General features: G+C 67.5%; 19 protein-coding genes. 5 read left to right on the top strand and 14 right to left on the bottom strand.

Features of this window, described 5'->3' with window-relative positions; genetic code table 11:
• Positions 1–30: 30 nt before the first annotated feature.
• Genes ACFVV0_RS11050 through ACFVV0_RS11035 form a run of 4 tightly spaced genes read right to left on the bottom strand, consistent with a single transcriptional unit; the run spans position 31 to position 4,106 of the window.
• Positions 31–909, bottom strand: coding sequence for a TolB family protein (locus ACFVV0_RS11050; protein ID WP_387062480.1), 879 nt, complete (start codon positions 907–909; stop codon positions 31–33).
• A gap of 59 nt (positions 910–968) precedes the next feature.
• Positions 969–1,757, bottom strand: coding sequence for a carbohydrate ABC transporter permease (locus ACFVV0_RS11045; protein ID WP_387062477.1), 789 nt, complete (start codon positions 1,755–1,757; stop codon positions 969–971).
• Positions 1,757–2,728, bottom strand: a complete 972-nt coding sequence (locus tag ACFVV0_RS11040) for a carbohydrate ABC transporter permease (RefSeq protein ID WP_387062474.1) — start codon at positions 2,726–2,728, stop codon at positions 1,757–1,759. Before ACFVV0_RS11040 ends, ACFVV0_RS11045 begins: the two co-directional genes overlap by 1 nt.
• Position 2,729: 1 nt before the next feature.
• On the bottom strand, positions 2,730–4,106 hold the full coding sequence (locus tag ACFVV0_RS11035; protein WP_387062471.1) for an ABC transporter substrate-binding protein: 1,377 nt from the start codon (positions 4,104–4,106) through the stop codon (positions 2,730–2,732).
• Between the two features lie 222 nt (positions 4,107–4,328).
• Here ACFVV0_RS11035 and ACFVV0_RS11030 point away from each other — a divergent pair, with 222 nt between their 5' ends.
• Positions 4,329–5,360 (top strand): substrate-binding domain-containing protein, encoded by a 1,032-nt coding sequence (locus ACFVV0_RS11030; RefSeq protein ID WP_387062468.1) that lies wholly within the window; start codon positions 4,329–4,331, stop codon positions 5,358–5,360.
• Here the strand turns inward: ACFVV0_RS11030 and ACFVV0_RS11025 are convergent.
• From ACFVV0_RS11025 to ACFVV0_RS11000, 6 genes are all read right to left on the bottom strand, one after another.
• A complete protein-coding gene (locus ACFVV0_RS11025) occupies positions 5,357–5,728 on the bottom strand; it encodes a tautomerase family protein (RefSeq protein WP_387062465.1) in 372 nt (123 codons plus the stop codon). The two genes, ACFVV0_RS11030 and ACFVV0_RS11025, sit on opposite strands and share 4 nt — an antisense overlap.
• Positions 5,729–5,825: 97 nt before the next feature.
• Positions 5,826–6,314 carry an SRPBCC domain-containing protein gene (locus ACFVV0_RS11020; RefSeq protein ID WP_387062462.1) on the bottom strand — a complete coding sequence of 163 codons (489 nt, stop codon included), beginning with the start codon at positions 6,312–6,314 and terminating at the stop codon, positions 5,826–5,828.
• Positions 6,311–6,646: an ArsR/SmtB family transcription factor gene (locus tag ACFVV0_RS11015; protein WP_387062460.1), complete on the bottom strand. Its 336-nt coding sequence runs from the start codon at positions 6,644–6,646 to the stop codon at positions 6,311–6,313. The genes ACFVV0_RS11020 and ACFVV0_RS11015 overlap by 4 nt, the downstream gene beginning before the upstream one ends.
• 32 nt (positions 6,647–6,678) lie before the next feature.
• Entirely contained in the window at positions 6,679–7,311 is a 633-nt protein-coding gene (locus tag ACFVV0_RS11010) for a signal peptidase I (protein WP_387062457.1), read from the bottom strand.
• Positions 7,308–7,958 (bottom strand): hypothetical protein, encoded by a 651-nt coding sequence (locus tag ACFVV0_RS11005; RefSeq protein WP_387062454.1) that lies wholly within the window; start codon positions 7,956–7,958, stop codon positions 7,308–7,310. Before ACFVV0_RS11005 ends, ACFVV0_RS11010 begins: the two co-directional genes overlap by 4 nt.
• Before the next feature lie 37 nt (positions 7,959–7,995).
• The gene (locus ACFVV0_RS11000) at positions 7,996–8,574 is read right to left on the bottom strand and encodes an alternate-type signal peptide domain-containing protein (RefSeq protein WP_387062451.1); all 579 of its coding nucleotides are present in this window, start codon (positions 8,572–8,574) and stop codon (positions 7,996–7,998) included.
• 386 nt (positions 8,575–8,960) lie between these two features.
• Between ACFVV0_RS11000 and ACFVV0_RS10995 the strand changes: the two genes are divergently transcribed.
• Positions 8,961–11,942 (top strand): glycosyl hydrolase, encoded by a 2,982-nt coding sequence (locus tag ACFVV0_RS10995; RefSeq protein ID WP_387062448.1) that lies wholly within the window; start codon positions 8,961–8,963, stop codon positions 11,940–11,942.
• A 2-nt stretch (positions 11,943–11,944) separates the two neighbouring features.
• Positions 11,945–12,463 (top strand): MarR family winged helix-turn-helix transcriptional regulator, encoded by a 519-nt coding sequence (locus ACFVV0_RS10990; protein ID WP_387062445.1) that lies wholly within the window; start codon positions 11,945–11,947, stop codon positions 12,461–12,463.
• A gap of 26 nt (positions 12,464–12,489) precedes the next feature.
• Here ACFVV0_RS10990 and ACFVV0_RS10985 read toward each other — a convergent pair whose 3' ends face one another.
• The 4 genes from ACFVV0_RS10985 to ACFVV0_RS10970 all read right to left on the bottom strand — a co-directional run bounded on the left by ACFVV0_RS10985 (position 12,490) and on the right by ACFVV0_RS10970 (position 15,872).
• Positions 12,490–13,749, bottom strand: a complete 1,260-nt coding sequence (locus ACFVV0_RS10985) for an alpha-hydroxy-acid oxidizing protein (protein ID WP_387062442.1) — start codon at positions 13,747–13,749, stop codon at positions 12,490–12,492.
• 9 nt (positions 13,750–13,758) lie between these two features.
• Complete coding sequence (locus ACFVV0_RS10980; protein WP_387062439.1) at positions 13,759–14,487, bottom strand: FadR/GntR family transcriptional regulator; 729 nt, start codon at positions 14,485–14,487, stop codon at positions 13,759–13,761.
• Between the two features lie 81 nt (positions 14,488–14,568).
• Positions 14,569–14,766, bottom strand: coding sequence for a multidrug transporter (locus ACFVV0_RS10975; protein ID WP_387062436.1), 198 nt, complete (start codon positions 14,764–14,766; stop codon positions 14,569–14,571).
• Positions 14,763–15,872, bottom strand: coding sequence for a YbdK family carboxylate-amine ligase (locus ACFVV0_RS10970; RefSeq protein WP_387062433.1), 1,110 nt, complete (start codon positions 15,870–15,872; stop codon positions 14,763–14,765). The genes ACFVV0_RS10975 and ACFVV0_RS10970 overlap by 4 nt, the downstream gene beginning before the upstream one ends.
• 98 nt (positions 15,873–15,970) lie before the next feature.
• On the opposite strand from ACFVV0_RS10970, the gene ACFVV0_RS10965 reads away from it, so the two are divergent.
• Together ACFVV0_RS10965 and ACFVV0_RS10960 are read left to right on the top strand one after the other, a co-directional pair.
• Entirely contained in the window at positions 15,971–17,008 is a 1,038-nt protein-coding gene (locus ACFVV0_RS10965; protein ID WP_387062430.1) for an iron-containing redox enzyme family protein, read from the top strand.
• On the top strand, positions 17,005–17,226 hold the full coding sequence (locus ACFVV0_RS10960) for a CDGSH iron-sulfur domain-containing protein (RefSeq protein WP_387062427.1): 222 nt from the start codon (positions 17,005–17,007) through the stop codon (positions 17,224–17,226). The genes ACFVV0_RS10965 and ACFVV0_RS10960 overlap by 4 nt, the downstream gene beginning before the upstream one ends.

Raw genomic sequence — 17,226 nt, 5'->3', positions numbered from 1 at the left:
CGGGGAGGCGGGCGTCGTCGTCTGCGCGTGTTAGCCGGCGAGCGGGTAGGCGACGATCGCGATGCGCTCGCCCGCCGGATCCCAGCTCGGCACGTTCATGGTGCCCTGACCGCCGAAGACCGCGGCGAGGTCGCGGATCGCGCCGGTCTCATCCTTCAACCGCACGATCACATCGAGGTCGGCCGGGTGCCCCTCCGTTCCGGGAGGGAAGCTGACGTAGGCGATCGACCGGCCGTCCGGCGAGACGTGCGGGAACCAGTTCACGCGTTCGTCGTGGGTCAGTTGCTCCGGCTCACCACCGGCGACGGGGATACGGAAGAGCTGCGCGTGCCCTGCGGCCGTCGACCCGCGCTCGGAGTTGAAGTAGATCCACTCCCCGTCGGGGGAGAACTCGGAGCCGTCGTCGTGAAACGCGTCGTCCGTCACGTGGGAGTCGGCCCCGCCCGCGGTCGGGATCGTGTAGACGTTCGTCGTCGCCACGCCGGCTTCGTCGATCTCGAGGCCGATGTAGGCGAGCGTCAGCCCGTCGGGCGAGACTCCGTGCAGGTAGTGCCGGAAGCCCTCGCCGTTGTCGTTGGTCACACGGCGCGTAGCGCCACCCTCCATCGGCACGGCATAGATGTGGCCGTCGTCGCTCGAGACGTAGGCCGTCCCGCCGTCGGGGCTGAGCACGTGGTCGTTGTTGATCGGTGCGATGCCGTCGAGGTCGATCTCTTCGAGCCCACCGGAGTCGACCCCGATACGGAACAGGCCGCCGTCGCCGTTGATCACGAGTGAGCGCCCGTCGGGGCTCCAGTTGGGCGCCTCGAAGAGCAGTTGGTTCGAGGTGAACCGCAGCGTGGCCTCGCCCGAGCGGACATCGATCACATACAGTTCGGCACGCTGGCCTTCGCGCAGTTGTCGGGGCATAGAGGTGGTTCCTTCTGTGTAGAGGTGGGGCAGAGTGCGGCGCGCGGCGCCGCGGATCATTATTTGAGCGCGCCGGCCGAGAGCCCGCGCTCGAACAGACCCTGCAGGCAGAGATACGCGATGACCTCGGGAATGGCGGTGATCACAGCAGAGGCGAGCACCTTCGTCTGGTCGTTGCTGAACTGTCCGACGAAGAACTGCGGCAGCTGCGTGATGGTCTGCGTCGACGGATCGACGAGGAACACGAGCGGGAACAGGTAGTCGTTCCAGGCGCCGATCAGGGTGAACACGATAATCGCCGCCGCAATGGGCTTGGTCAGCGGCAGCACGATGTACCAGAAGCCCTTCAGCGTGCCTGCGCCGTCGATCCGGGATGCATCGATCAGCTCATCCGGGATGCCGTCGATGAAGTTGCGCGTGAGCAGCACGGCGAACGGCACCTGCAGCGCCGCGAGAGGCAGGATGACCGCCCAGTAGGTGTTGTAGACGTTGAGGGCGGTCGTCGTCGCGAACAACGGCGTCAGCAGCACCACACCCGGCAGGGTCAGCGTGGCCAGCAGCATCCAGAAGATGACGTTCTTGCCCCGGATGTGCAGCTTCGAGAACCCGAAGGCCGCGAGCATCGTGAGCACGTAGACGATGACGATCGTCGCCACGGCGATGATCACGCTGTTGCGGAAGAACAGGGGCAGTTCGGGCACACCGAGCACCGTGGTGTAGTTCTTCCAGCCCGCTCCTGCGAGCGAGCCCTGCACCATCGCGATGAGTGGGAACAGGAACGGCAGCACCATGAGCGTCAGCACGATCTGGAGAGTCAGTCGGCCACGCCACGTTCGAGCGCGAAGCATCAGCGCGTCGCCTCCTTCTTCTCTCGACGCCGGACATTGAGCAGGATGCCCATCACGAGCGCGATCACGACGAGGGTCACCGACAGCGCGGCACCGTAGCCGACCTGGCCGAGCGGGATGCTGGTGCGGTAGATCATCGTGCCGAGGAACTCGGTCGCGAAGTTCGGGCCGCCCACCGTGACGAGGTACGGGATGTCGAAGGTCTTCAGAGACCCGATCGCGCTGAGCGTGGCGAGCGCGATCGTCGTCCCCCGCACACCCGGCCAGATGATGCTGACCAGTTTGCGGAGATTGCCCGCGCCGTCCATCTCGGCGGCTTCGAGGATCTCAGGCTCGATCTGGCTCATCGCGGCGAAGTACAGGATCATCGTCATCCCGGTCCACTGCCAGATCGTGATCGACATGATCACCCAGAGCGCCGTGCTCGGCTGCGCCAGCCACGGCTGTGCGAGGAAGCCCAGCCCGACATGGTGGAGCAGCCAGTTGAACTGACCGTCGTTCGAGAACATCTGACGGAAGACCGGGGCGGTGATCGCCGGGGCGAGCACGACCGGCACGAACAGGATCACCTTGTACCCCACGCCGAACCACGGCTTGGAGTGCAGCATGGCGGCGAACACGATGCCGAGCACCGTCTGCGCCACGAAGGTGACCACGAAGAACAGGAGTGTGTGCTGGATCGCCATCCAGAACACCGGGTCGGCGAACAGCTTGGCGTAGTTCGCCAGCCCCACGCTGGCGGGGTCGGGGGCCGTCCCGTTCCAGTCGAGGGTCGAGATGTACCCGGTGTACCCGATGCAGTAGTAGATCAGGCCGACGGACAGGATGAGCGCCGGCAGCACCCAGGTGTAGCCCTGCGGCGCAAGGAACCGCCGTCTCTTGGCGGCGGCCCCCGCCGGCACGCCCAGAGGGCGAGCCGCGGTGCGCGGTTCCCTCCGGGACGTGCCGGCCGATGCAGCTTCGCGGGTCATGTCAGTTGCCGCCCGCAGACGACTGGAGGGTGGCGAGGGCCTTGGCCGGGGTGGCCTGACCGGCTGCGACGGATCCCGTCGCCACTCCGATCGCCTGGCCGAGCTCGGTGCCGATGTCGCCCAGGCGCGGCTCGGTGGTGTCGGCTGCGCTCTTGATGAGCGTGTCCAGCGTCGACTGCTGCTGGCCGGCATCCACCAGCTTGATGTCGCTCCACTGCGGAGAGACGTTCGTCAGCGCCGAGATGTCGTTGAGCGCGTTGGCGACGACCTGCTGCGCCTTCTCGTCGGTGGCGAGCCAGGTGACGAACGTCTGAGCCGCCTTCTGGTGCTTGGACTTGCTGTTGACCGCGAGACCGTAGTCGGCGTCTCCGAAGAGGGGCACCGGGTTGTTCGCCGCGGTGACGGCCGGGAACGGGATCGAGACGATCGGGAAGGGCTTGGCGTTCGCGACTCCGGATGCGGACACGGCCGCATCCGCGCCGGCCACGGTCGAGTACTGCATGTACCAGGTGCCCATCATGACCATTGCGGCCTTGCCGCCCATGAAGTCGTTGTTGACGTCGGGGTACTGCTGGGCTCCCTGCGCGCCCTTCTGGATGATCCCGTTGTGGAACATGTCCTCGAACGTGGTCATGGCCTGGACGAGCTTGGGGTTCGTCCACTTCGCCTTGCCCGCGACCGCGTCCGACCAGAGGCCGGGCTGGATGCTGTCGGCGATGGCGTGGAGCAGATCCTGGTTGAACCCGTTGTCACCGGCACCCTGCTCGAAGCAGGTCGCGCCCTGGGCGGCGAACTGCTTGCACACATCCACCCACTCGTCGAAGGTCTTCGGCGGGGTGAGGCCGTACTTGGCGAAGAGGTCGGGGTTGATCCAGATCGGGCCGGCGAAGGTGGAGCCGACGGACAGGGCGGCGAGTTTGCCGTCCTTGGTCGTCAGACCCGCGGGGCCGATCGCTGCGACCTTCGACTTCCAGTCGGAGCCGAGCGCCTTCGTGATCGCCGGGGTCAGGTCGATCGCCGAGCCCTGGTAGGCCTGGATCGAGCCGATTCCGCCGCCCGGTGCCATGTTGAACACGTCGGGGCCGACGGAGGAGGCCAGGGCCGGCCGGATCGCGGAGTCGTAGCTGGCCGTCGCGACCTGCTTGTAGGTCACCTTGATGTTCGGGTAGACCTTGTTGAACTCCTGGATGTACTGCTTGCCGACGCCGATCTCGGGCGTCCAGCCCCACCAGGTGATGGATCCGGATGTGGCCGAGTCGGTGGTGCTGCCACCGCCCGATCCGCTGCACCCGGTGAGGGCGAGGGCGAGGGCCGCGACAGCGGCGGCAGTCGCGATCGCTCCCTTCCGACGGCGCGCGGCGCTGAAACGCTCAAACATCTTTGTTCTCCTTGGTGAGGTCGGCGCTCCTGCGCCTTGGCTGTGATGCAATCGGCTCCGACTCGTCCGCGGGGTGTCTTCCGGGCGGGATGGTCGGGTGGACCGGTCGGATTTTGCCAACGCTAGGCGGGACGATCGAGCGTCGTCAAGTTTTTTAGAAATATCCGAAAGTTTTCGAAGAAATGAGCCTCGAAAATCACAGGAAGCCCTAGGATGATGCGCATGCCGACAGACTCCCCGGTCACCCCGCACCTGCCCCGCGCGACACTCGAAGCCGTCGCGCTCGAGGCTGCCGTGTCGGTGGCCACCGCATCCAAAGTGCTGAACGACCGCCCCGGCGTCGCCGCAGAGACGCGCGAGCGCGTCATGCACGCACTACGCCGGAACGGGTACCGCAAACGCGGGACCGAGCGAACGTACGCGCCGCAGATCGAGCTCGTCTGCGAGTCGCTCGACGGCGAGTGGGCGATCGAACTCGTTCGGGGCGCTGTTCGCATCGCCCACGAGCACGACCTCACGGTGGCGGTGTCGGAGAGCGGCGTGCGGCACGGGGTCGCACCGGGGTGGGCCAAGGCGGTGTCCCTGCGGCAGCCGGCCGGCGTCATCCTGGTGGCCTCGGACATGCCGCCGAGCGACAAGTTCGAGCTCCGCGCCCGCAACGTGCCCTTCGTGATCGTCGACCCGGCGGGCGATCCGGCGCCGGATGTCCCCTCCATCGGGTCGACCAACTGGTCGGGCGGCATGGCCGCCGCTCGTCACCTGATCGAGCTCGGGCACACCAGGATCGGCGTGATCGCCGGGCCCGACGACCTCATGGCCACGCAGGCGCGGGTCGACGGATTCCGCTCTGCGATGCGCGCTGCGAACCTCCCGGTCGACGATGCCCTGATCATCGCCCAGGAGTTCCCGATGGAGGCGAGCCCGGAGCCCGGCCGCCTGCTGCTCGACCGCGCCGACCGGCCGACCGCGATCTTCGCGACGAGCGACATCAAGGCGCTCGGAGCCTACGAGGCGGCGCGCGAGCTCGGGATCAGCATCCCGGAGGAGCTCTCGATCGTCGGTTACGACGACCTCCCGCTCGCCCGCTGGGCGGGGCCGCCGCTCACGACGATCCGGCAGCCGCTCCAGGAGATGGCCAAGGAGGCAGCGAAGCTGGTGGTCCGGCTCCGTCAGGAGCCGAGCCTGACCGTGGACAGGCTCGAGCTCATGACGTCACTGGTGGTGCGCGGCAGTACGGCCGCGCCTCGCGGCTAGACCGCGACGGGCACGGCCGGCGAGTGCCAGTTCGTGGCGCCTTCGATCTCGACGATCGAGACGAGCAGCGTGTCCTGCCGGATGCCGATCGCCGCCATGTTCTCGACCATCGACGCGTACATCCGCTGTTTCAGCTCGGGGGTGTAGCCGTAGGAGGCGAGCACCTGGATGAAGATGATGTCGTCGCGGTCCGCCTCCGGGAAGGTGCGGCTGAAGACCAGCTCGCCGGTCTCGTGGAGCGTGAAGATCTGGAAGAGGTCGTCGCTCGGCATGTCCAGACCGTCGACGAGGCTCTGGTGCAATGCATCCGAGATCTGCGCCATGCGCGGGCGGTGGGAGGTGTGCATATCGACGCGGATGTGAGGCATTGACTCGGCTTTCTGACTGACTGTTTGGGGAACGATTGCCCACGCTAACGTCGCTCGATCGCCGGAGTCAAGATTTACACGCTTTTGCGAAACTTTTCTATGACCGGCTCCCGTTCTGCTGCGCCAGAAACGCCTCGATGCGGTCGAATGCGCCGACCCACACCTGGCTCTGGAAGAAGTCGCGCACCTCGGGCACCGGGAAGCCGGACTGGACGACCGTCACCAGGGTGCCGCTCCCCTGCGGCTCGAAAGTCAGCTCGATACGGGTGGTCATCGTCATGCCGTCGGGACCCGACCCGGACGATTCCGTGACGAGGCGGTTCGGACGGTCGATCTCGAGAAAGGTCTGCGTCTCGCGGAACAGCGAATTCTCGTCCGGTCCCCAGACGGCCGTCTGCTGCCCGCCGACCCGCAGGTCGGTGGTGATCTCGACGATGCCGGGTTTCGTGTCGAGGATGCTGAACCAGATCTTCTGCTTCTCGGCGTCCGTGTATGCGTCGAACACCTCTTCCGGGGTCGCGGCGATGAGGCGCGTCATCCGCATGGCGATGGTGTCCGCATCCGGATTCGCGCTGTCTTCGGTCATTCCGGGATTCCTTTCGTGAGAGTGAAGTAGGCGTCGAGGCCGTCGAGGCGGCGCTCCCAGACCCGCTGGTAGAAGCTGATCCACGCCATGGCGTCGTCCAATCGCTCCGTGCCGAGCCGGCACTGACGCGACCGCCCGACCTTCTCGGTGATGACGAGTCCGGCGACTTCGAGCACCTGGATGTGCTTCTTCATGCCGGTCAGGGTCATCCCGGCGGGTTCGGCGAGCTCTCCCACCGTCGCCGGCCCTTCGCCGAGGCGCGCGAGGATCTGGCGCCGCGTGGAGTCGGAGAGGGCGGCGAACGCCCGGTCGAGAACGTCTTGGTGAACCATATGGTTCACAATAGAACACTGAACCGAAAAGTTCAATGAATTGTCGGGGCCGCTTTCGTGCGTGCCTTTCGCTTGGACAGCGCATCCATGCCGCCACGCACCATCAGGTACCCGGAGTAGCCGAGGAGCCCGACCCCCACGACGGGGAGGACCCAGGAACGTCGACCCTGGTCGAGCGCGCTGTTCGCATAGCCGAGCAGCGGGACGCTGTACCAGACGACCCCGCGCACCTGGGCAGGGATGACGGGAGCGTCCGCGTGCGCGTTGCTGTCGCCCTTGGTGATGAACGTGAGCGCACCGGAGGTCGACCGGGCGATGGCGGTCACGCGGTGCGAGATCACGGCCGGTTCGCCCGAGCGGAGCTGGTAGGTGATGACGTCGCCGACACGCACATCCCGAACCGGCCCCGGCTTCACGACGACCAGCGTGCCGGGCGGAAGCGTCGGCTCCATCGAGCCCGTCAGGATCGTCACCGGGGTCGCGCCCGCGATCCTGGGCACGACGATCACGGCGAGGGCGAGCAGGATGACGAGACCGAGGAGTCCCGCGCTCACACCGATCGCGATGTACTCGAGAAGCGTCTTGGACCTATGGCGGGCGCGGCGGCGCGGAGCCTCGGGTGCATCCTGTCGCCCCCTGTCCACTCCCTGCCTCGAGACGCTCATGGTTCGACCGTGTCGACGAGCGAGTCGACGAAGCTCTGGGACGCCGTGGTCGTGGCGACGGCCGACCAGGTGGTGCCCGCGGACACTCTCGTGGTGAAGGAGAGACTCACGAGCGATCCGCTCGTGATGCCGGCGGCCGCGGCGACGTTCATGGTCGACCGGAGGCAGTAGGCGAAGGATGCGCCCGGAGCGAGGGTGCCGGTCAGAGCGCCGGCGCCGGTCGCGGCGACCACGGAACTCCATGTGCCGGTGTATGCGTCCGACGGGACGGCCGCGCCGGTGGTACAGGATGCGGTGTTCGCGGTGGGCCACGCGACGAGCGAGATCGCGGCGGCCAGGGGGGCCGAGCTTCCAGGCACGAGCGTCACGGCGGAGGTGAAGGTCGTGGCGACCGTGCTCGTGTTGGTGACGAGCACCCCGCCGGTGCTCGTGGTGCGGCCGGACGTGAACACGACGTCGAGGGACGGCGTGACCGTCTCGGCGACCGCGACGGTTCCCGCGGTGACGGTCCCCGCATCCGTCACGGCGGCACCGTTCCACAGCGCGTAGCTGCCTGTTCCTGGCAGCAGCGCGACCGTGGTGAGGATGCCCGTCACAGCGGCCACGACCAGGCCGGAGGAGCCCAGGATGCGAGCCGGTCCGGCCATGATCGAAGCGCCTGCTCTCAGTACTCGGCAGCCGGCTCTACTGCTGAGCCAGCGTGAAGGCCAGTTTGGACAGGTCGATCGTGCCGCCCTGCGCCGTGGTGCCGGAGGTCGTCGAATCGAACGCAGAGGACGCGACGACCGTGAGGGTCTTGGTGCCCAGCGCGCCGGAGACCTTGTACGTGTTCGCGACCGGGCCCGCGACGATGCCGGCCGGAAGGACGCCCGGGATCGTCACGGTCATACCCTGCGCGAAGGCCGTCGCGAGCTCCCTGCTCGCGGTCGTGTTGCCGATGGTGACCGACAGCGGGTCGATGCTCAGGATCGCCGAGAGGTTGTCGCCGGTGGCCGTGATGTCGATCTTCTGCGTGAGCGTGAGAACGTCGCCGGGCACGGCGCGGAAGGTGTTGATCGACGCGATGCTCGTCGTGGTCGAGCCGTGCGTGACCGTCCACGACGGGCTCGAGCCCGGGGTGGTGGCGATCGTCATCGTTCCGGACTGGACGGTGCCGGCGGCCGCGGTGGCGGTGCCGTTCCAGAGGGCGAAGGATCCGGCGCCGCTGAGGAGGAGGGCGATGCCGGCGGCACCGGCGATGGCGCCTTTGGCAAACCTGTTCATGGCATGTGCTCACAATCTGTTCGGGTCAGATCCGGCAGTCGCAACGGGCGCGCTCTCGCAAAAGGGCGCGCCGGATGACGCGTTGTCGGGTCAACGTTCGACGCTGTGCCCCCAGGGTCAGGGCGTGGCGCGCAAGAGGACGGGTTCCTCTCGAAGGCCACCCGCGACCGATTGTCGGGTAGGTCGCGTCAGCCTTAGCGAGAGACTACGTGTCCGCATTATGGAGGACAAGACCGGTCTGTACACCCAGAACAGGGGTGAGCCTGTCGATGGGTTCCACAGGGCTAGAAATGATATCCACAGGACACTAAGCTGTGTCGTGAAGACATCGACAGGCCGCATTTCGCCGCCGGAATGTCCGATCCCGCGTTCGAAGGAGAACCCCCATGCCGATGGACGACTTCCGCCGCCCCCTCGAGAACCCGCCCATCGAGTTCCGACCCGAGCTTCGGTGGTGGCTCGCCGAAGGGCTCCACACGGATGAGACGCTGCGGTACGAGATCGACACGGCCGCGCGTCTGGGGTTCGGCGGGATGGAGTTCCTCGCGATGGACGAGGGCGACATCGACCACGCCCGCTACGGGTGGGGCTCCGAGGAATGGGTCCACGACTCGCAGATCGTCGTCGAAGAGACGACCGCGCGCGGCATGTCGGTGAGCTTCACCTCGGGCACGAACTGGTCGAACGCGAACCTCCCCACGATCGATCCCGACCATCCTGCGGCTTCCAAGGAGCTCAACGTCGTCAGCGAAGACCTCGCAGCCGGAGCGACGCGCGAGGGCGCGCTGCCGCGGATCGACCTCGACGGACTCGTGGCAGAGGGCATCCTCCCCGGCCACCGTGGCGAGGTGCACGACCAGACCTTTGTGGCCGCCATCGCCGTCAGGGTTCTGGAACCGACCGTGACCGGCGCGATCCTCGATGCCGACTCCGTCGTCGATCTCACCGGTCGGGTGCGCGACGGCGACCTCGACTGGACAGCCCCCGACGACGGAACGTGGCGGCTCTTCAGCTACTGGATGCACGGCACCGGCCAGACCGCGTCGCCGTCGGCCTCGGTGAACTACACGATCAACTACCTCGACCCCGACGGCATCGAAGCACTGACCGACTACTGGCACACGGTCGTGCTCACCCCGGCCCTGCAGGAGCAGATCGCGAAGAACCCGCGGGCGCAGATGTACATGGACTCGCTCGAACTGTCGACGTTCGGCGCGGCCGGGCTGTTCTGGGGTCGTACGGTCGCCGACGAGTTCCGCGCTCGTCGCGGGTACGACATCCTTCCTTGGCTGCCCTTCCTGACGCGGAGTGTGCTGATGATGGCCGCCGGTACGACCTACCACAACGAGCCGCTCGAAGCGCAGCAGCTCACGGTGGAGAAGGTGCGTTTCGACTACGTCCGCACGCTGACCGACCTCTACATCGAGAACATGCTCCGCCCGTTCGCGACGTTCCTGCACGAGAACGGATTGACCCTCCGTGCCGAGATCAGCTACGGCCTGCCGTTCGAGCTCACGCGACCGGGGCCCGAGGTCGACGGGATCGAGACCGAGTCCCTCGAGTTCGCCTCGCAGATCGACGCGTACCGGTTGCTCGCGGGACCGGCGCATCTCTTCGGCAAGCAGTACTCGTCCGAGACCGGTGCGACCACCCGCAACCACATCCTCGACCACCGGTTCTACGATCAGATCATCGCGACGCAACTCGCTGCGGGCATCACGAAGACCGTGCTCCACGGCTGGGCCAGCCCCGCTGGAGCGGAGGGCGTCACCGAATGGCCCGGGCACGAAGGCATGTGGCCGATGTTCTCGGAGCGCTTCGACACGCGGCAGCCGGCAGCCGAGTTCTATCCCCTGTGGAACGACGCGATCGGCCGCTACCAGTACGTGCTCCGGCAGGGGCGACCGAGAATCGACATCGGCATCCTGCGCACCGACCACTTCACCGACAACATGTCCGGTTTCGCCTTCAGCGACGGTCGGGGCCACCGCATCCCCGATGAAGACGCCTACGGGCGCCTCTGGATGCGCAACCGGGAGAACCACTGGTGGCAGGACCTCGGCATGCAGGACGCCGGCTGGAGCTACGAGTTCTTCGACGGCTCACTGCTGCTCCGCGACGAGGTGTCGTTCGGCGACGGTCTCGTGCAGCCCACGGGCCCCGGCTACCAGGCTCTCATCGTCTATCAGAGCGCCTTGGATCCGGATGCGGCGGCTCAACTTCTGGCGTGGGCGCGAGAGGGTTTGAAGGTCCTCTTCGTGCACGGCGCGCGCGAACTCGAGTTCCTCCTCGACGGCCGATACGCCACGCATGATCGCGCGGCGGCGCGCACTCCTGGGCTCGACGGGCGGGACGAGGAACTCGCCGCGACCGTCGCCGAGCTGCTCTCCCTGCCGACCGTGTCGGCCATCGACGACCCCGCACGCACCGTCGGGGCGCTGCGCACCCTCGGGGTGGTCGGCCGTGCCGAGTTCGCGGGCGTGAACCGCAGCGTGCTCACGCACCTCCGCGAAGACGGGGATCTCCTCCACCTGTACCTCTATCACTTCCTCTACGAGACCGGTGGGCCGACCGAGGTGGAGGTCGCACTGGCGGGGGCCGGGCAGGTGCATCGGATCGACGCGTGGTCCGGGACGGTTCGCCCGCAGGCAGGGGTGCGTCGCGATGGGGACCGGACGCTGGTGACTGTCGCCCTCGCGCCGGGTGAGACGGCCCTGCTCACGTTCGACAGGTCCTCCGGGGCCGCACTCGATTCTCCGACGCCGACAGAGACCGTCGCCGAGCTCTCGGACTGGGCGATCGCGGTCGAGAGCTGGGATGCCGGAGAGCCGCGACTCATCGCCGAAGACCGCGGTCTCGGCTACGAGACGCGCGAAGTGCGTCCGACCACCGCGATCACCCGACTCGAGGCGGGCACCGGTCCGCTCCGATCGTGGAAGGACATCCCCGAAGTCGGTCCCGAGGTGTCCGGCGTGGGCGAGTACACCGCATCCTTCACGCTCGACGGCGAGCTCGGAGCCGGAGACCGCTACGTCCTCGATCTCGGCTCGACGGCGGGTGGCCTCGGCTCCCTGCGGGTGAACGGCGGCGACGCCCGGGGCTTCGACACCTCGCGCCCGCGCGTCGACATCACCGAAGGGATGCGAGCCGGGGAGAATACGGTGACCGTCCGGGTGGCGAGCTCGCTCAACAACCGTCTGCTGGCGCGCGGGTACTACGACAAGGTGGTGGACATCGCGATGTCCATCTTCGACGGAGAGAGCACGCTCACTCAGCGCACCGACGTGCACGACCACGGCCTGCTCGGCCCGGTGCGCCTCGTCCGGGAGCGCCACCAACCGGAGTCCGGTTCGATCAAGGAAGGGTGACCATGGCACGTCCCGGGCAGGATCGGCTGGACACCAGCGGGTCGATCGACCTCTCCCCCGTCATCGACGCAGACCCACTCGATCTGCGGGTCTCACTGGCCTCCATCGTGCACTGGGCGGACAGCGACGAAGTGCGGCGCCGCCTCATGGACGCGATCGACTTCCCGGTCGACGACATGGCCATGTTCCTGATCGTCAACCAGCTCTCGTACCGCGGAGCGATGCGTCCGAGCGATCTGGCACTGGTCCTCGGGACCGGTCGGGCCAACCTCACCAAGATCGCGCATCGCCTGACCGAGCACGGTCTCGCCGTGCGCGCGCCGGCACCGGGGGACGACCGGGGCGTGCTGATCGCGCTGACGCCGGCAGGCCGCGAACTCGGTGAACGCATCATGGAGACGAACCGACGGTCCCTCGCGTCCGTTTTCGCCGCGTGGAGCGACGACGACCTCGCGACGCTCAGGCAGATGCTCGCGCGTCTGGCCCGTGATGCGGCGTGGGACCTCCGAGGGAAGCCGTAGCCTCCGCGCCCCTCGCGCGGCCGTCCCTATCCCTGCGGCGCAGGCACCAGGTTCTCCTGCACCGGGATCAGCCGCCGCAGCTGGGTGACATGCTTCGGGGTCAGCTCGTCGAGCGAGCGGACCTCGAGCAGCTGCATCGTGCGTACGATCTGGTCCGTGAGGATCTCGATCGTGCGGTCCACTCCGGCGCGGCCTCCGGCCATGAGCCCGTAGAGGTAGGCGCGCCCGATGAGGGTGAACTTCGCCCCGAGGGCGTAGGCGGCGACGATGTCGGCCCCGTTCATGATCCCCGTGTCGATCGCGATCTCGGTGTGCGCACCCACTTCCGTGACCACCTGCGGCAAGAGGTGGAACGGGATCGGCGCGCGGTCGAGCTGGCGGCCTCCGTGGTTGGAGAGCACGATGCCGTCGACACCGAGATCGACGAGACGGCGGGAGTCCTCGACGTTCTGCACGCCTTTGACCACGATCTTGCCCGGCCACATCCCGCGGATGACGTCGAGGTCGTCGAAGCTGATCGAAGGGTCCATCGCCGCATTGAGCAGGTCCCCGACCGTTCCGCCGGTGTCGGACAGGGAGGCGAACTCGAGCTTGGGGGTCGTGAGGAAGTCGTACCACCACCAGGGACGCGGGATGGCGTTGATGATCGTGCCGACGGTGAGCTGGGGCGGGATGGAGAACCCGTTGCGCTTGTCGCGCAGCCGCGCACCGGCGACCGGCGTGTCCACGGTGAAGAACAGGGTGTCGAAGTCGTTCGCGGCGGCCCGGCGGACGAGCTCGTATGAGATCTCCCGGTCGCGCATCACGTAGAGCTGGAACCAGTTGCGTCCGCTCGGGTTCGCCTCTTTGACGCCCTCGATCGAGGTGGTCCCGAGAGTGGAGAGAGTGAACGGGATGCCCGCCGCCGCGGCCGCACCGGCGCCGGCGGTCTCTCCCTCGGTCTGCATCAAGCGGGTGAAGCCCGTCGGAGCGATCCCGAAGGGCAGAGCCGAGTGTCCGCCGAAGATCTCGCAACCCGTGTCGACCGTCGAGACGTCGCGCAGGATCGACGGGTGGAATTCGATGTCCTGGAACGCCTGCCGGGCGCGCGACAGCGAGATCTCCCCCTCGGCCGCTCCCTCGGTGTAGTCGAACGCCGCCTTGGGGGTGCGACGCTTGGCGATCGTGCGGAGGTCCTCGATGGTCAGGGCGCCCTGGAGCCGGCGCTTCTTCGCGTCGAGCTCCGGCTTCTTGAACTTCATGAGATCGAGCAGCTCTGCCGGCTTCGGAAGTTGACGAGTGACCATTCGTGACACCTAACGGGAGGGGTGGGCGGAGGTGGAGGGCAGGAAGGCAGCATCGCGGTAGTAGCCGCTGATGTGGTCGTGGATCCGGGTGCGTGCCGCAACCGGGTCGCCGTCGGCGATCGCCGCGAGCACACCCCGGTGCTCGGCGCGCAGCCGCGTCGCCATCGACGGCCAGTCGGCGATGCCGGCGAGACCGGCGACGACGTAGCCCTCGATCGCGCTGCGGAGTCCGGCCATCGTCGCCGAGATGACCGTGTTTCCGGAGGCGTTCGCGAGCGAGAGATGAAACTGCGCATCCAGTGCGAGGAACTCCACCGGCGTGAGAGCAGGGTCGTCCATGGCGTCGAGCAGATCGTTTGCGTCGCTCACATCGACCGAGGACGCGCGATCGGCCAGGTCGCCGGCGACCGACGACTCGAGCAGCAGACGGGCGCTCACCACGTCTTCGACCGGGAATCCGCTGGCGGCGACCTGAAGTCTCATCAGCACCTGCATCCCACCGACCGGACGCGCCACGATGATGGCTCCCGATGTGGGACCGGAGCCGGTCTGGGTGCGTACGAGTCCCATCACCTCGAGGACGCGGATCGCCTCCCGAACGCTCGACCTCGCGACACCGAGGTCGACCGCGAGAGCGCGCTCGGCGGGCAGGTGATCCCCCGGACGCAGCGTGCCGTCAACAAGGAGCGCCTCGATGTGGGCGAGCACACTCTCCCACGCTCTCGGCTCCGAACCCATCGTGACTCCTCGGCGGTCGGGGATGTGGTCCGACCATGTGGTCCGGCCACACTACCACGACGGGTCGACGGGGCGCTCCGCCTACTTCTTGCTCGGGTCGGGCCCGCCTGGGCGGGCATTCGCGTCGTCGCGGATGTCGATGCGTTTCGTGCCGGCATCGGTTTCGGAGACCTCGATGCGTGGCTTGGCATCGGCTTCGGTCGACTTGGGCGCCGTGGTCAGCTGGTCCTCACGCTTCTCGTCGTGCGACATGTCTTCAGCGCTCTGCTGCTCGGTCATGGTCGGGTTCTCCTTCTGCGGACGGTATCGGTCTGGCCGCCGAGCTCGCCGGTCAGTTCTGAGAGCGCGGCGACTCCTCCCCTGGCGAAAGCCTGCCGCTGTCGTGTCGCACCGTTGCCTGTGCTCAGGATGCGATCGACGGTCGACTCGACCAGTTCCGTGTCGCCGTGTTCGGCCAACCCGCGTGCGGCCTCATCCAGCAGCGTCGCCACGACGACGGCGGCAGGCTGCAGCCGTCCGGTGCACGGTTGCAGAAGTTCGCCGCTCAATCCGTTCCTGGCCGCGTGCCACAAGGCCGAGTCGAGAAGCTCCGGATCCGCGAGCGGAGGCTCTGTTCGGGGCTCCGTGACGACGAGACCGCGGACAAGCGCCGCCAGGGCGACGCTCGAGACCGCATCCAGCTGGGCGTCGAACACCCGCACCTCGACTGTCGGATACCGTGCGGATGGCCGAACGACCCAGTTGAGGGTTCCGGCATCCGACGTGCCGCCCACGCCGTGCAGCGCGGAAATGCGTCGGTCGTAGTCGGCGGCGTCGTGGAAGGGCGGCGGTACGCCGTAGGTCGTCCAGCGCCTGCTGTGGATAGCGCGCCAACTGTCGAAGCCCGTGTCGGCCGCCTGCCAGAACGGCGAGTTGGCCGATAGCGCGAGCAGGGACGGCAGCCAGGGCCGCAGACGATTCAGGGCGCGGATGGCCCGTTCCCGGCTGTCCACGCCGACGTGAACGTGGAGGCCGTTGATCTGGTGATCCGGAACGATCAGGCCGAAATGCGAGGCGATGTCACGGTATCGCTCCCCACCGGTGACATGGGCGTCGGAGAGGACACGGTACGGCATCCCGACGCCGGCGGCCTGGAGTCCGGCTCCCGCTGCCCACCCCGCCAGATCGCTGCGGAACTCTCGAAGCGAGTCGAGTGCTTCAGCGGTCGTCGTGCAGACCGGAGAGGCGTACTCGATCTGTGACAGGAAGAACTCCCCGGTGACCGTGCCCGGGCGATCGCGTCGCCGACCCAGTTCGTCACGGGCGTCCTCGGCACGCTCGACCGGCGTCAACGTTGCCGGGTCGAGCAGCACGAACTCCTCCTCGACCCCGATCGTCGTCGGCATGCACCGCCCCCTTTCACGCTCCGCCGCACACGGTACGCATGAAAAGGCGTGTCCCACAACGGCTTGACTCGACCCGTTGTTCGGCAGACCGTCGAAGCATGACACCACCGATCACCGCCCGCGGTCCTGTCAGCGCACAGCTGATGGACGCGCTCTCGTCCCCAGTGGAGACCGGCGCGTCCGCCATGGCGCGCGCTCTCGACCTGACCCGCGAATCCTTGGACGCCGACCCGGATGTCGTCACCGACGACGACCTCCAGCTCGCACTCCTGCTCAGCTACGGACTCTCCTACGGAGGGTTCACCGAGAGCGACGACCTGTGGGAGTGGGACCCTGAACAGGTCGCGCTTCGCACATCCATCGAGCGCCGATTCGAGGAACAGCTCCGGGACAGGATCGGCCCGGCCGACCTCCCCGACGCCGACGCCGAGTCGGTCGCCGCGTACCTCTTCGACCTCACGTCCGCCGACAGCGGCCCCAGTCTCTCCCGGTACTTCGCCAAGAAGGCGACCGAGGATCAGGCGAGAGAGTTCGTCGTGCAGCGCTCCATCTACACGCTGAAGGAAGCAGACCCGCACTCGTGGGCGATCCCCCGGCTCACCGGCCGCGCGAAGGCGGCCCTCGTCGAAGTCCAATCGGACGAGTACGGCGGGGGCAGGCCCGAGCGGATGCACTCGGCGATCTTCGCCCGCACGATGCGCGCCCTCGGGCTGGATGACACCTACGGCGCCTATGTCGACCGGGTGCCGGCGGTGACCCTGGCGTCGTTCACCATGATGTCCATGTTCGGCCTGAACCGCCGGCTCCGCGGCGCGATCGTGGGTCACCTGGCCGCCTTCGAGATGACGTCGTCGATCCCGAACCGTCTCTACGGCAACGGGTTCCGCCGCCTCGGCTACGGCGAGGACGTCACGCGGTATTTCGACGAGCACGTCGAAGCGGATGCGGTGCACGAGCAGATCGCGGGTCGTGACCTCGCGGGCGGACTCGCAGAGCAGCATCCCGAACTGCTGCCCGACATCGTGTTCGGGGCTCGTGCCTGCCTCTACATCGACGGGCTCGCCGGGCAGCACCTCCTCGACAGCTGGCAGTCCGGCCGCAGTTCGTTGCGCGAGTCCGCGGGGATGCGCGCATGACCCGCGCACGCGAGGATCGGCCCGTCATCGTCGCGTGCACTGACGGTCCACTCCTCGTGCGTGGTCCGGTCACGCTCGTCTCGGCCGATGGCGAGGAGATCGAACAGAGTCGGCGCACGGTCGCCCTGTGCCGCTGCGGAGTGTCCACGATCAAGCCCTTCTGCGACGGGACGCACAAACTGATCCACTTCAAGACCAGCCCGCAGCTGGAAGAGTGA

It is taken from the genome of Leifsonia sp. NPDC058230 (assembly GCF_042882245.1).
In the GTDB taxonomy this organism is placed as follows: Bacteria; Actinomycetota; Actinomycetes; order Actinomycetales; family Microbacteriaceae; genus Leifsonia.
This window is presented reverse-complemented; position numbering and strand designations above follow the sequence as displayed.

Excerpts from the sequence above, each read along its gene's own strand:
- ACFVV0_RS11050 (WP_387062480.1), bottom strand. The coding sequence starts at position 909 with ATGCCCCGACAACTGCGCGAAGGCCAGCGTGCCGAACTGTATGTGATC.
- ACFVV0_RS11045 (WP_387062477.1), bottom strand. The coding sequence starts at position 1,757 with ATGCTTCGCGCTCGAACGTGGCGTGGCCGACTGACTCTCCAGATCGTG.
- ACFVV0_RS11040 (WP_387062474.1), bottom strand. The coding sequence starts at position 2,728 with ATGACCCGCGAAGCTGCATCGGCCGGCACGTCCCGGAGGGAACCGCGC.
- ACFVV0_RS11035 (WP_387062471.1), bottom strand. The coding sequence starts at position 4,106 with ATGTTTGAGCGTTTCAGCGCCGCGCGCCGTCGGAAGGGAGCGATCGCG.
- ACFVV0_RS11030 (WP_387062468.1), top strand. The coding sequence starts at position 4,329 with ATGCCGACAGACTCCCCGGTCACCCCGCACCTGCCCCGCGCGACACTC.
- ACFVV0_RS11025 (WP_387062465.1), bottom strand. The coding sequence starts at position 5,728 with ATGCCTCACATCCGCGTCGATATGCACACCTCCCACCGCCCGCGCATG.
- ACFVV0_RS11020 (WP_387062462.1), bottom strand. The coding sequence starts at position 6,314 with ATGACCGAAGACAGCGCGAATCCGGATGCGGACACCATCGCCATGCGG.
- ACFVV0_RS11015 (WP_387062460.1), bottom strand. The coding sequence starts at position 6,646 with ATGGTTCACCAAGACGTTCTCGACCGGGCGTTCGCCGCCCTCTCCGAC.
- ACFVV0_RS11010 (WP_387062457.1), bottom strand. The coding sequence starts at position 7,311 with ATGAGCGTCTCGAGGCAGGGAGTGGACAGGGGGCGACAGGATGCACCC.
- ACFVV0_RS11005 (WP_387062454.1), bottom strand. The coding sequence starts at position 7,958 with ATGGCCGGACCGGCTCGCATCCTGGGCTCCTCCGGCCTGGTCGTGGCC.
- ACFVV0_RS11000 (WP_387062451.1), bottom strand. The coding sequence starts at position 8,574 with ATGAACAGGTTTGCCAAAGGCGCCATCGCCGGTGCCGCCGGCATCGCC.
- ACFVV0_RS10995 (WP_387062448.1), top strand. The coding sequence starts at position 8,961 with ATGCCGATGGACGACTTCCGCCGCCCCCTCGAGAACCCGCCCATCGAG.
- ACFVV0_RS10990 (WP_387062445.1), top strand. The coding sequence starts at position 11,945 with ATGGCACGTCCCGGGCAGGATCGGCTGGACACCAGCGGGTCGATCGAC.
- ACFVV0_RS10985 (WP_387062442.1), bottom strand. The coding sequence starts at position 13,749 with ATGGTCACTCGTCAACTTCCGAAGCCGGCAGAGCTGCTCGATCTCATG.
- ACFVV0_RS10980 (WP_387062439.1), bottom strand. The coding sequence starts at position 14,487 with ATGGGTTCGGAGCCGAGAGCGTGGGAGAGTGTGCTCGCCCACATCGAG.
- ACFVV0_RS10975 (WP_387062436.1), bottom strand. The coding sequence starts at position 14,766 with ATGACCGAGCAGCAGAGCGCTGAAGACATGTCGCACGACGAGAAGCGT.
- ACFVV0_RS10970 (WP_387062433.1), bottom strand. The coding sequence starts at position 15,872 with ATGCCGACGACGATCGGGGTCGAGGAGGAGTTCGTGCTGCTCGACCCG.
- ACFVV0_RS10965 (WP_387062430.1), top strand. The coding sequence starts at position 15,971 with ATGACACCACCGATCACCGCCCGCGGTCCTGTCAGCGCACAGCTGATG.
- ACFVV0_RS10960 (WP_387062427.1), top strand. The coding sequence starts at position 17,005 with ATGACCCGCGCACGCGAGGATCGGCCCGTCATCGTCGCGTGCACTGAC.